The following is a 12,954-nucleotide window of genomic DNA, read 5'->3' as shown; positions in this document are numbered from 1 at the left end:
TCGTTTCGACTCCCTCAACCAACTCCGATGTTCATTCTTCACGGAGCTGCCTCGGTCAATGCTGTTCGATGTCATTGCAGGCTTGTGCTTACACGTTGTCTCCTTCGGTGGACGTTGCCCCTTCTACCGGAACGTGATTGCGTCCCCATCCCCATCCCGAAACTTCGGGCATGTCGTCCCCGTGCTTCGCGATGTATTCCTTGTGGTCGATCAGTTTCTCGTGAAGCTTCTGCTTAAAGTATGCAGCACGCGCTCCGAGCTGTGGTAGTCGATCAATCACATCTTCACAGAGATGGAATCGGTCCAGATCATTCATCACCACCATGTCAAATGGCGTGGTGGTCGTTCCCTCTTCCTTATATCCCCGAACGTGCAGGTTCTTGTGATTCGTCCGTCGGTACGTCAGACGGTGAATCAGCCAGGGATAGCCATGGAAAGCGAAAATGACAGGTTTGTCTTTCGTGAACAAAGCATCGAAGTCATGGTCGGACAATCCGTGCGGATGCTCACTGTGAGGTTGAAGTCGCATCAAGTTCACGACGTTAATCACTCGAACTTTCAGTTCCGGAAGATGCTTCCGCAAGAGGTCGACCGCAGCGAGTGTTTCCAAAGTAGGAACATCGCCACAACACGCCATCACGACGTCAGGCTCACTCCCCATGTCGTTGCTTGCCCACTCCCAGATCCCCAAGCCAGCGGTGCAATGCTTAATCGCCTGATCCATCGTCAACCATTGCGGTGCAGGCTGCTTCCCGGCGATAACGACGTTGACGTAATTGCGACTGCGAAGGCAATGTTCTGTGACGGACAGGAGACAGTTCGCGTCGGGCGGAAGGTAAACGCGAATGACTTCCGCCTTTTTATTAACAACGTGGTCAATAAATCCCGGGTCCTGATGACTTAATCCGTTGTGATCCTGTCTCCAGACGTGAGAACTGAGGAAGTAGTTGAGCGAAGCGATCGGTGTTCTCCATGGAATGTTGTTACATGTCTTCAACCACTTCGCATGTTGATTGAACATGGAGTCAATAATATGAATGAACGCTTCATAACATGAAAAGAAACCGTGTCGGCCAGTCAGAAGATAGCCTTCGAGCCATCCCTGACACTGATGTTCGCTGAGAACTTCCATAACACGACCGTCCGGGGAAAGATGGTCGTCTTCCGGGTAGATCTCTGCCATGTAACAGCGATCTGTGACATCAAGGACATCCTGCCAGCGATTCGACTTGTTCTCGTCCGGGCTGAAGAGTCGGAAGTTCTTGCTGTTGAGATTGAGCTTCATGACGTCACGAAGATATCCCCCCATACAACGGGCGGACTCTGCGATCGTGGCCCCCGGGCTGCTCACTTCAACTTCGTAATCACGAAAATCCGGAAGATGCAAATCTCGCATGAGCAGCCCCCCATTGGTGTGAGGGTTGTCGCTCATTCGTCGATGTCCCTCAGGAGCAAGCGACGCCAACTCGGGGAGGAGCTTGCCCGTTTCGTCGAACAGTTCTTCTGGGCGATAGCTCTTCATCCAGGTCTCGAGAATCCGGATGTGATTTTCGTTGTCCAAATCTCCCATCGGAACTTGATGGCTGCGCCAATAGTCCTCGCATTTTTTCCCGTCAATCTCAGGCGGACACGTCCAACCTTTCGGCGTTCGGAAGACAATCATCGGCCATTTGGGACGAGTGAGGTTTCCATTCGAACGAGCGTCGCTCCAGATGTTCCTGATTCTGTCAGTGACAATGTCGAGCGTTTCAGCAAGTTGCTGATGAACGGAGGCGGGTTCGTGACCTTCGACGAAGAATGGCTCGTATCCCATTCCTTCGAAGTACTTCTGTAATTCATCTTTTGGGATTCGAGCTAAAAAGCAGGGGTTCGCAATTTTGTATCCGTTCAGATGCAGGATCGGAAGAACGGCACCGTCGCGTGCCGGATTGAGAAACTTATTCCCTTGCCACCCTGTTGCGAGCGGACCCGTTTCCGCTTCTCCATCGCCGACAACGCAAGCAACGATTAAGTCAGGGTTGTCGAAAGCTGCGCCGTAAGCATGGCTGAGTGCATACCCTAACTCACCACCCTCGTGGATACTTCCCGGTGTTTCCGGCGCGACATGACTCGGGATTCCGCCCGGAAAGCTGAACTGTTTGAACAGCTTCTTCATCCCGGCTGTGTCTTGGGTAATGCTTGGATATCGCTCGCTGTAGGTGCCCTCTAAATATGCGTGGGCAACAAGCGATGGCCCACCGTGCCCCGGGCCGATGACATAGATCATATTGAGGTCATCTCGCTTGATCACTCGATTGAGATGAACACATAACATATTTAAACCGGGCGATGTCCCCCAGTGCCCAAGCAACCGCGGCTTTGTGTGCTCTCGTTTGAGCGTTTCCTTCAGAAGCGGATTGTCGAGAAGATAAATCTGACCGACTGAAAGATAATTCAGTGCCCTCCAATAGGCGTCCATCCGCCGCAGTTCATGAGGATTAAGTGGGCTTGCCTCAGTGTTCGCGACTGTTTGACTCATTTCTCTGTTCCTTCTCAATCACCAGGGAATCGCTTTGAACTATAAGTTGCGAGATATCCTGTTCTGTCAACTTTCGATGAAATCCGAACTGACGCTCTGGATGTTCGACTATTTTGGGGCCGAGGTCCCAAAATAGTCGAGAAAGGCTCTCGCCCCGAAGTCTTTAACTTGAATGGATGACGCGGATCGTTGCCTACGATTTGTTCTTCCTCAAGTCGACAGGCAAGAGCTGTGTTCTTTCAGTAAGTCTTCCTTAATCCTGTAGCACGGGGGCGGTCTGCTGGAATGCGTCTTGGATTTCTTTAAGGTATTTCTCGAAATCAGGCGACTCCGGCGGACTGTAATTCCAGTTCTTAAACAGGCCGATGAGTGTGGTGTAAAAGTCACGTATTTCGTTGCGGTCCTGGAAATGATCTTCGTGATCAATGATCATCTTCAACAGTTCGAGGCTCTGCTTTTGGCGCAAGCGTGGCATACGGGCATCAACTTCGTCGAAAGCATCCTGTTGCAGGAACGCCATGTCCAACAGGACGGACTTCTGCCAGATCACGAAGTCTTCCAGCGTGATCCCTTCTTCGCCAGTCACCTGCATCATCTGGTTGATCGAATCGCCTTCGCGCAACAACTCATGCATCCGTTTGACATCACGAATCCAGTTCGCGCCGAGTTCTTCGTTTAAGGTTGGCGCCAACTGGTCCAGATAGCGAGACCAGGATTGCAGCGGATCAATTGCGGGGTAGAACCGGCGATAGGCGCGATCGTAGGACAGCCCGAGAAAAGTTTTCACTGTCCCAAGAGTCGATTGAGTGACGGGTTCTTCAAAGTTGCCTCCTGCCGGAGAAACCGTTCCAATCATCGTTAAACTCCCTCGAGTTCCGTCGGAGCAACGCATGACTCCTGCACGTTCGTAAACACTCTTAATTGACGAATCGAGATAGGCGGGGAAAGCTTCTTCGCCGGGGATTTCTTCCATTCGTCCGGATGTTTCACGCATCGCTTGTGCCCATCGGGAAGTGGAGTCCGCGATCAGCAGCACGTTAAGTCCCATCTGCCGATAGTACTCAGCGAGTGTAACTCCCATGTAAATCGAGGCTTCGCGAGCTGCAACCGGCATCGACGATGTGTTACAGATAATAATCGTACGATCCATCAATGTCCCGCCGGTCCGTGGATCTTTGGTTTCCGGGTAAAGGGAGATGGTTTCGACAACTTCACCAGCCCGCTCTCCACAAGCGACAACAACGACAACATCGACGCTGGAGTATCGAGCGATTGTGCTTTGGAGGACCGTCTTTCCCGCACCGAAGGGCCCCGGAATACATGCTGTCCCGCCGATGGCGATCGGAAAGAAGGTGTCGATGATCCGGGTTCCCGTTGTCAATGGAGTTTCTGAGTAGAGTCGCTCGACATACTTTCGCCGCAACATTGACGCAGGAATCGGACGGCGAACTGGCCATTGCTGCGTCATCGTCACATCATGTTCGACACCGGCCGACTCGATTTTGCCGATCGGTTCCTGAATTGTGAACTCCCCGCTTGAGATCTGGAGAACTTTGGCCGGTTCCTTTAACCCAAACGGAACGAGAATCTTGTGTGTGAACGGCCCTTCCGGAACGGTCCCCAGGACGCCGCCAGGAGGAACAAGCGAGCCAACTTCGACCGTCGGCGTGAACTCCCACTTCTTCTCGTGGCTCAATGGCTCTGTAATTGCGCCGCGAGGCAAGAAGAAACCATATTTATCAGCCAGTTCATGAAGTGGATTTTGCAACCCGTCGAAGACATTTCCCAAGAGTCCAGGACCGAGAGTTGCCGAGAGCATTTCTCCGGTCATTTCGACGCGATCTCCGACACGGACACCGGTTGTGTCTTCGAAGACTTGCATGTCGGCTGTCCGGCCTCGAATCCGCAGCACTTCGGATTTGAGTCGCTCATCGCCGACGCAGATGTATCCGACTTCGTTCTTTCGGATCGCCTGGTCTTCACCGATTTCAATGAGAACAAGGCTTTCTCGAACTTGAATAACGGTTGCGACGCTCGGGGCGTTACTCTTGCTCTGTTGACTCGACATCTGCCACCTGATTTGCGATTTCTGCGAATTTAATTCTGGCCCGTTCGGAATCGTGCGCCAGCCACGACCTGAGAATGTCCCATTTAAAAACGTATGCCATTACGTCATCGAACTTGAACGTTGGGGCACCGGCATAATTTGACAGCCACTTCCAGTTCAGATTCATGAGGGTCTTTTCGAGGTTCAGCGGTTTCACTTCCGTCAAGAATGTTTGAACCTCCGGTATCCACGGATAGACGTACTCAAGCCCGAAGTACGAGACGTTCCAACGCCTTCGTATTTTCTGCTCAAGAGCCAAATCTCCTCCAAAAACGGGAGGATCATGCCACTCCAAACCATCCCGCTTTGATCGCAATGCAGCAACGAGAACCTGTTGTGTTATGCGATATTGGACATAGCTTCTCAGCGATTCGATTCGGCACGAGTTTAAGAATTTCTCACATGACTCAGCCCAGGATGCGTCGTTCGTTGAACTTAAACTCAGTGGACGCCAGCGCAATAACATCATCGCTTCGTTTAATTTCGAAGCATGCTCCGGTTTTAGACCACGAAGTCGTTCCTTCAGTCGTTGAGGAGTAATTGGCAATCGACGCACGCGTTCAAGATGGACGAGATGCGGAAGGCTGCAAACGAGGTCATAGTACATGCTTTGCCTCCTCGAGCATGTTGCGTTTGCTTGTTGACTGTTGAGGTTTCTGAAACATCTCTTTTCTCATGGGGAGTCTCGTGACGAACTCCACCTGTGAATTAATCTTCGTCTGGCATGATCGAATGGAAACGTGGAATGAGCCGTTCGGCGATCAATCGCGAGACCGCCCGGTCAGTCAGGTCGATCTCAAGGTTGTCCTCAACCAAATGGACGCGAACGCCACCTTCGACTTCCGAGTCAGGAACAATCTCAATCCCTTCTCGTAACATGTCGCTTGTTAGAGCGAGAACCGTGCGGTTGCCGTCTTCTTCGAGCGTGTTCTCTCCATCCAGCGCTTTCGAGACCCGCACGACCATATCCTTGTCCTGAATCACTTCCTCAACGGCGCGGCCAGCCAGAACGAGCACGATATTTCGGATCAGAGCCTTATCATGTGTGGCCGAAACGACGAGACGTTCGACGAACTCTTCAAAGCGTTTTGTCACACGTGCTTTGAGTTCCAGAATCGTGTCACGGGCAGCAAGTTGAAGGGCGTCCAACGAGGCTTGTCGATGGGCTTCGATCTCGGCGAAGGCTTGCGATCGAGTTTCGTCCGCTTCAGATTTGGCCTTTGATACAATTTCGCTTGCCCGTTGACGAGCTTCACGGAGCAGTTGATCAGCTTCGGATTGAGCAGCATTGACGCCCTGATCCCGAATACTGTCAATGAGTTCTTGAATCCCGGTTGATGGTTCTTCGCGTTCTCCCATCGTTGCATCCTCTCAGTCAGTGGAATTTTCAGTTTTCAACCTGTTCATGGCTCGCACGAAATTACTGCGGCAGTCGTCCAGCCAGAACAAGTGCAAACACAAACGCGAACACCGCGAAACCCTCAATGAGCGCCGCTGGAGCAAGAGAAACGCCAAACACTTCCGGCTTGCTCTTGGAGGCATTAATGGCCGATGCACACGCCGCCCCTTGCGCCGTCGCACTGAACGTCAAAGCGATTCCACACATCACTCCCAACACGAAAATCCCGGGCGAATTCTCAGGAGTGAGCGCAGCTGGCAACGTCATCGTGACCACGATTCCGTAAATGGTTTGCGACGAGGGCATCGCTGCCACCCCGACGAAGCGGCCATAGCCTCTCTCTACTTCCAGCATCGCTCCACAGGCGGCCATCCCACCCCGAAGACAGCCGATCATGCTGCCGATCGCTCCGAGTGCAAGCGGCGAGTACAAGCCGATCCAACCGAGAATCAGCATCGTCATTTCCATAATGAACCGTCCTTTCGTCGAAATGGGGCGAAGGTCTGCCCCTCTTCCTTTAATCCCCAGTTAAAAAACTCAATCACATTGAGTCGCAGCCCATGGATCACACCACTGGAAACACCCAGCAGCATATTCAATGAATGGCCAAACAATAGAATCAGCAAAGCGAGGAAGAGTCCAAGACTCGGAACCGCTTCCCGAACACCCGTTGCCATATCGTTGAATGCGGTCGCCAACGATGCTGAGGCAAGTCCCAATGCAAAGAGTCTGAGATAACTCAAAATGTCCCCGAAAGCTGCAGAGACTTTCGCGAGCCCTAACGTTCCATAGAAAAGTCGACGGTGAGGCTTTTCGTGTGGAGCTGTGTAAAGGACCACGCACAAAAGTCCAAGGACCATCGCGGCGGCCCCGACTGCTCCAAGGGCGCTAAACTTTTCATCGATTTTGCTTGCCGCGAAAATCAGTCCTCCAGCGATCGCCACTGCCCAACCCAGAGAACACAATCGGTCAGTCCAATTCGTGTGACGTCGTGCGTCCATAATGTTTGCGAGGATGACGTGAACTGCACCGACTAAAATCGATAACCCCATCATCATCGTCGAGTTATTCATATCTAAGACGTGTACATAACTTAGCAAGGAGCCTTCAGCTGGAGTGACTCCAAAATAGCTTCCGACGAGCACACCATAGATGAGGGAAGCGACCGCGATCAGAACCAGCATCGGACGGAATCGGAGCCCCGTCGGAGACTTGCCTAACCGTTTCCAGAAGAAGACCAGAGCCAGCAAAATGATCAATGAATAGGCAGCGTCTGCCAGAATCATCGCGAAGAAGATCGCGAACGATATCAGCACGAGCGCAGACGGGTCCCATGTCCAGTATCCGGGAGTCATGTAGAACGAAACGAGATCTTCACCCGCTTCTGTTCGTGGCGTGTTTCTCATTAAAGTCGGTGGATTTTCGTCTCGTCGCGGAGGTCGACTCTCGCAGACGAATCCATTCTTCGCGGAATCAGAAGCGAGTTCTGCAACATGTTCTTCCGGAACCCAAGCTTCAATTGCAAAGATCGGATCACTGTCACAGGTCAGTGCTGCAGCACGCTGTCGCGCCGCAGCATCTTCCAACTCATCCAGGCTCCGGGCGAACAATCGACACCACATCGTGAGACGAGTTCGTTCCACCATGCAGTTTTCGATGGCGACCTCGACCTCACTCAGTCGATTTCGCAACTGTTCCGGCGAGCGAGTGTCTGTTTCAATTCGCTCCCCCACGAACTCAACTGGTTTTTGATCAGAGACCACAACGACGTAGCTCATTTGCCGACTCGTCGAAACGATTCTCCAGGGGAGCTTCTCACCGGCCCGGTTGAGAAATCCTGTCTCTTTCAAATTCGCAGTTTCGCGATTTGGGACGATGTAAAACCACAGCTTGAGCCCCGCCATCTCTTCCAGTGAGGCAAATGCGAATTCTCCAAACGGCTCAAGTTCCTCGATTCGCTGCTTTAGTTCGTCGCGTTCGTAGCGTAAATCGTAAAGTTGTGATTCCAGTTCGAGAGCCTGTTTTTCAATGGCTGCTGCATCGAATTGATTCGGGTCGCTGATTTGCCGACGATGTTGCGGTGTTGTGAGTAGAAATTTCAAGGCCTGGCGAGAATCGTTTGTCGGTCCTCTGAATTCGACGCCATCCTGGCTTCGAAATGGGATGATTTCCAGCTTGCCAAATTCCTGAAGTCGGTTCAGCAATCGAGCTTTGTCTTTCTGAAAGCCGAAGATTCTGACATGCGATATTGGAACGATACTCATCTTTGATCCTCCTCAAAGCTGAATGCATTCCCGGCGGCTTGTTGCTTCGCTTTCGCAAGCTTCGATGTCACCACCGAAGCCCGCTCGCCATCGTTCAGATAGATTCGAATTCGGTGAATATTCTTCTCTGCTGTTGGGATGAGGATCTTTTCGAAGAGATTGACTCGCTGGGTAATCCGGCGAACGGCGTGATTGAGAATTTCAAGACGATCCGCTTCCACACATGCTTGAACTCGGAGTTCCACAGCTTTCTTCAAACGGTTCACAAGAACATCGATCCAAGCCGGACTGGCCATCCGAGAATATTCTGCAATCTCCAGGTCGACTCTTTGGAGAACGGGAAGTCGGGTGCCGACGACATTGTCTTCGCCAACATGATATCCCTTCATGCGAACAAGAGTTGTGTAGTCCAACGAGTCGTCCGCGAGCATCAGGAGATCGTCGCTGGCTTGGATATCGAGTTGTTCCAATGTCTCGACCGTCTGCTGATGAGTGGCGCGAGCCTTCTTCGCTTCGACTGCCAACTGTCGACGCTTCAGGTCAAGTGACGGTAGAAGCTTTTTATACAGCTTTAACTGTTGCTGTTGTTGCTGAAGCGAGTTTTTACTGAGTTTTAATTTCGCCATTGATTAACTGCGACTTTCCCGGAAGTGACCTAAAGACAGAGTGCCGATACAGGAACGAGCGAGCTGACGAACTCACATTGCACCTGTCGCTGCCAAACAGCTCGAAGTCATCAAAACAGTTATCCTGTCTCCTTCTCTGCGATGTCAGGGAAGTACTTGTCAATAAGGTGTTGCTTCATCAACAAATCTTTGGGTTCGAAACATTCGGCGAGCGTTTTCCAGCAAAGATCGAGTGCTTCATCCACACCCAATGAAACACGAATGTTCATAAAACGGTCGCGAAACAGCTTGGAATACTTCAGAAGCTTCTTGTCAAACGGCGACAACTCGAAGGCCATTGCCTGTTTTCGCTCCGACTCGACAGCTTCGGAATAAAAGCGAATCATTGTGTTCATCACCTGCGAATGATCTTCTCGAGTTTCCTTTCCGATGACGTGCTGCTTCAGTCGTGACAGGGAGCCAAAAGGATCAATGACGCCGCCATGCAGATAGAATTGCCCTTCAGTAATGTATCCAGTGTTGTCGGGTACGGGATGCGTGACGTCATCGCCGGGCATTGTCGTCACTGTCAGGATGGTGACCGATCCCGCTCCTTTGAAGTCGCAGGCTTTTTCATAGCGTTGGGCGAGTTGTGTATAGAGGTCACCCATATAACCTCGCACGGCCGGAATCCTCTCCTGGGCGACTCCAATCTCTTTCATCGCGTCGGCGTAAGCTGTCATATCTGACAAGAGAACGAGAACGCGTTTGTTCTCTTCAACAGCAAATCGCTCCGCCACAGCGAGCGCCATGTCGGGAATCAACAGACGTTCGACAAGAGGATCCGATGCCTGATTGACGAACATGATCGTACGGCCAAAGACTCCGTGCTCTTCAAACGACTTGCGAAAGAAGTGGTAGTCGTCGAAAATTAAACCCATTCCGCCAAAGACGAGAACATCGGCGTCGGCCTGGAAACCAATTCTTGCGAGCAATTCGTTGTGAGGCTCTCCCGCAACCGAGAAGATTGGAATCTTCTGACTCTCGACGAGCGAATTAAACAAGTCAATCATCGGGACGCGAGTTTCAATCATGCGTGACGGCATCACGCGCATGACAGGATTCACTGTTGGCCCACCGACCGGGACATGCCGATCCGTCGTCAGCAAAGGGCCACCGTCGATCGGTTCGCCTGATCCGCAAAAGATTCGCCCGAGAATGTTCGGGGAATAGACAACGTCGAGCGGTCGTCCCAGAAACCGAACAGTCGCGTCAGTGGAAAGCCCTTTCCCTCCGGTAAAGACCTGGAGGCTGACGATGTTTCGATCCAGCCCGATGACTCGAGCAATCGAAACTTCACCATCGGTGTTCTCGACTTCGGCGATGTCGCCGAGTGCTACTCCAGAAGCCCTGAGCCGAATGACATCGCCGACAATTTCCTGAATGCGCGTATACCGAACGAGCTGCTGCACCGACTCAGTCATCCTGCGTCACCTTTCATCACTGGAGCTGAATCCACGATATCGAATGGCCAACAGCCATGGAACCATCGGCATCACGATTCCGGGTTCAGCGACGGGATTTTCTCAAAGTCGGCGGTGAGATGACGATCCCGATGCCACTTTTGTGACACGCAAGTGGAGAATACGCCTGAATCAGAAATCGTGGGCCCAGAGACTTTGGGATTGGTAGATACCAAAGTTGAGAAAGGGCGACAGGTCTCGTCGACTTCGCCCAATGTTTACATTGTCTTTAGGCTCTTTGATGAATTAGACAAATGCACAATTGGATTAATTAACACCTTTTAGTTTCCGATACCAAATGAAATGTTCCGGATACTTCCACGTGTGGTCCTTGGCATCGGTTTTGTTTTCGACTGACTGGACCTCTTTCGTGAGAAGCTTCAGGATCTCCTCGTCCAAGAGAGGGTCGTTTGTCTTTTCTCTCCACTGGTCGAGTTGGCCCTTGAGTTCTTCCAGTGTGACCGCATACTTCGGATCGTCTGCAATGTTGTGAAACTCGTGCGGATCTTGTTCGAGATCATAGAGTTGAAATCGAGTGGGGCGTTCCATCAGCCGGTATGCTTCACGAACAACCGACTGAGATTGCTCGATGGACTCTTCGATCGTTTGAGAGCCTTTTGGTAATGCCTGATTTATCTTCTGGATGGTAACGGCATAATCGGGATGAACTGTATCCGGCAACAGGGTTTCGATTAACTTATATCGAGCCCCCCTGATGGATCGCTGAGGGAAGTAGTTAGGAGCAGCGGCATGTGTGTGATACTCGGCACAAAAATAATCTCTCCAGTTCGTTTCGCCATCTGACACAAGTGACAAGAGAGACTCACCGGGTAAATTAGCGACTGGATGAGCGTTTGCCGCTACCAGTAACGTTGGCATCAGATCGATCGTTGACACAAGTTCGTCACGTTCTTGTGCGGAAATCCTTGCTGGCCACCTCATCAACAACGGAATTCGCAGTCCGCCTTCGTTACAGGTCCTCTTCCCTCTCAGAAAATCAGCACCATGGTCGCCGAAGTAAATGACGATGGTATTCTTCGATTTCCCCGATCGATCCAGCACTTCCAACAAATCGCCGACGAGCGAATCGAGTCGACTCATACAGTTGTAGTGATTGGCCATCAATTTCCGTAGGGCCGGCGGATCGATCCCCATGTAATCCAGAACATGAACTTCGTCAGCTGATTGCGGGTGCTCAGGCAATCCTCCGACCTGACGAAGCCACGGAGAGTGGGCGTCCGGATAATTCACGCTGAGAAAAAACGGCGCATCTCCCGCGTTGATGAACGCATCTGCACGACGAGCGTAGTCCTTGAGCTTCTTTCGTGCAAAATTAGCAGACGGCTTCTCATGCATATCAAAAGGAAACGCCGACTCCGGGTTGATGTGAAGTTTCCCGATGAGGCCGGTTCGGTATCCCACTTCTTTTAGGCTTCGCGGAAGGTTTGGAGTTTCTTCCGAAGCCAGTCGAAAGCCCCACGTTGCCAGTCCAATTTGACCATGCTGATGGGGATAGAGCCCCGTCAGAAAGCTGGCGCGTGATTGGCTGCATCCCGCTTGAGGAACAAAGGCTCGGCGGAACAAGACTCCACTGGCGGCAAGTTGATCAAGATTTGGCGTCCGGGCGTATGGATCGCCATAACATCCAAGTTCAGGACCGTTGTCCTCGGAAACAATGAAGAGAATGTTGGGACGTTCATCGGATGCGAAGCTGAGGGAACAGCACAGGAGCAGCATCGACCAACAGTTTCTCATGTTTCGAATCATTGTATCTCTTCGTTCTCAACAAGTGATGAAACTCAATCAAGGACCGGCGATGACGAAATCGCTTCGCATCACACACTCGGTCAGCACCTTCAGTAAACCTAGAAAGTGTGCGCTGCACAGTCCAGACAGCCCCCTCGAGTGGCCAATGACTTCAAGGCATGAGTCTCTCATGAGTCTTCTGAGAATAATCCCGACGCAATCGAAGCAACTCGACAGAGCAGAGAGATCGAAGAAGGACGGAAGAGGCTGCGACAATCGTCTCAGGGATGTCCCTCATCTTGAACCTTCCAGCTTGCGATCGCTTAAGTAGATGCGATGCTCTGTGAACTCTGTCAGTCACCGGCCCGTGGTTGACAGAAAGAGCCTCACTCGGAACGCCCGCCCGAAGTGAGGCTCGCTTTTTTCATAGCTCGTCGATTTGACGTGGTGAGTCCGCATCATCGAAGACAGCGGGAGTCGGATTCGTCATGTTGCCGTGAAACCACATGGACGCGATTCGAAATGACCCACCCATTCGATTCTGAGGAATTTTCTTGCAAAGCCGATTATGTGAGCAATGTTAACCGTAAGCTGGCAATGACCTGGCCGGCTTCGCCAGCTTAGAGCCTCCCCAGGTTGCCCGCCGCGGGGAGGTTCGCTGTCGACTCTTGGCGACACATCTCAGCGTCGCAAGCTCTGTGCAAGTCAGAAAGCAATTCATTCTGAAGTGCTAACGATCCCGCTTGCATGATCGTCTCGACACCATCCAAGTCGATTGTGCGACTTCGCAAC

The 12,954-nt window shown here is 51.8% G+C and carries 9 protein-coding genes; all 9 read right to left on the bottom strand.

Features of this window, described 5'->3' with window-relative positions; translation table 11 throughout:
* Positions 1-88: 88 nt before the first annotated feature.
* Positions 89-2,518, bottom strand: a complete 2,430-nt coding sequence (locus tag KOR42_RS07545) for a phosphoketolase family protein (RefSeq protein ID WP_146508463.1) — start codon at positions 2,516-2,518, stop codon at positions 89-91.
* A 253-nt stretch (positions 2,519-2,771) separates the two neighbouring features.
* Positions 2,772-4,586 carry a V-type ATP synthase subunit A gene (locus KOR42_RS07540; protein WP_146508461.1) on the bottom strand — a complete coding sequence of 605 codons (1,815 nt, stop codon included), beginning with the start codon at positions 4,584-4,586 and terminating at the stop codon, positions 2,772-2,774.
* Positions 4,561-5,232 carry a DUF2764 family protein gene (locus KOR42_RS07535; RefSeq protein ID WP_146508459.1) on the bottom strand — a complete coding sequence of 224 codons (672 nt, stop codon included), beginning with the start codon at positions 5,230-5,232 and terminating at the stop codon, positions 4,561-4,563. The genes KOR42_RS07540 and KOR42_RS07535 overlap by 26 nt, the downstream gene beginning before the upstream one ends.
* Positions 5,233-5,333: 101 nt before the next feature.
* Complete coding sequence (locus KOR42_RS07530; protein ID WP_146508458.1) at positions 5,334-5,984, bottom strand: hypothetical protein; 651 nt, start codon at positions 5,982-5,984, stop codon at positions 5,334-5,336.
* A gap of 61 nt (positions 5,985-6,045) precedes the next feature.
* The gene (locus KOR42_RS07525; RefSeq protein ID WP_146508456.1) at positions 6,046-6,492 is read right to left on the bottom strand and encodes an ATP synthase subunit C; all 447 of its coding nucleotides are present in this window, start codon (positions 6,490-6,492) and stop codon (positions 6,046-6,048) included.
* Entirely contained in the window at positions 6,483-8,288 is a 1,806-nt protein-coding gene (locus KOR42_RS07520) for a V-type ATP synthase subunit I (protein WP_146508454.1), read from the bottom strand. The genes KOR42_RS07525 and KOR42_RS07520 overlap by 10 nt, the downstream gene beginning before the upstream one ends.
* The gene (locus KOR42_RS07515; protein ID WP_146508452.1) at positions 8,285-8,914 is read right to left on the bottom strand and encodes a V-type ATP synthase subunit D; all 630 of its coding nucleotides are present in this window, start codon (positions 8,912-8,914) and stop codon (positions 8,285-8,287) included. Before KOR42_RS07515 ends, KOR42_RS07520 begins: the two co-directional genes overlap by 4 nt.
* Positions 8,915-9,033: 119 nt before the next feature.
* Complete coding sequence (locus KOR42_RS07510; protein ID WP_146508450.1) at positions 9,034-10,377, bottom strand: V-type ATP synthase subunit B; 1,344 nt, start codon at positions 10,375-10,377, stop codon at positions 9,034-9,036.
* A 306-nt stretch (positions 10,378-10,683) separates the two neighbouring features.
* Entirely contained in the window at positions 10,684-12,171 is a 1,488-nt protein-coding gene (locus tag KOR42_RS07505; protein ID WP_197440953.1) for a sulfatase family protein, read from the bottom strand.
* Positions 12,172-12,954: the final 783 nt, after the last annotated feature.

It is taken from the genome of Thalassoglobus neptunius (assembly GCF_007859735.1).
GTDB lineage: Bacteria > Planctomycetota > Planctomycetia > Planctomycetales > Planctomycetaceae > Thalassoglobus > Thalassoglobus neptunius.
Note: the sequence above shows the minus strand (reverse complement) of the source record. Positions and strands in the feature narration are given on the sequence as shown.

What these genes read in the sequence shown, in the direction of transcription:
- KOR42_RS07535 (WP_146508459.1), bottom strand. Translation starts at nt 5,232, where the DNA reads ATGTACTATGACCTCGTTTGCAGCCTTCCGCATCTCGTCCATCTTGAA.
- KOR42_RS07510 (WP_146508450.1), bottom strand. Translation starts at nt 10,377, where the DNA reads ATGACTGAGTCGGTGCAGCAGCTCGTTCGGTATACGCGCATTCAGGAA.
- KOR42_RS07505 (WP_197440953.1), bottom strand. Translation starts at nt 12,171, where the DNA reads ATGAGAAACTGTTGGTCGATGCTGCTCCTGTGCTGTTCCCTCAGCTTC.
- KOR42_RS07520 (WP_146508454.1), bottom strand. Translation starts at nt 8,288, where the DNA reads ATGAGTATCGTTCCAATATCGCATGTCAGAATCTTCGGCTTTCAGAAA.
- KOR42_RS07545 (WP_146508463.1), bottom strand. Translation starts at nt 2,518, where the DNA reads ATGAGTCAAACAGTCGCGAACACTGAGGCAAGCCCACTTAATCCTCAT.
- KOR42_RS07540 (WP_146508461.1), bottom strand. Translation starts at nt 4,586, where the DNA reads ATGTCGAGTCAACAGAGCAAGAGTAACGCCCCGAGCGTCGCAACCGTT.
- KOR42_RS07515 (WP_146508452.1), bottom strand. Translation starts at nt 8,914, where the DNA reads ATGGCGAAATTAAAACTCAGTAAAAACTCGCTTCAGCAACAACAGCAA.
- KOR42_RS07530 (WP_146508458.1), bottom strand. Translation starts at nt 5,984, where the DNA reads ATGGGAGAACGCGAAGAACCATCAACCGGGATTCAAGAACTCATTGAC.
- KOR42_RS07525 (WP_146508456.1), bottom strand. Translation starts at nt 6,492, where the DNA reads ATGGAAATGACGATGCTGATTCTCGGTTGGATCGGCTTGTACTCGCCG.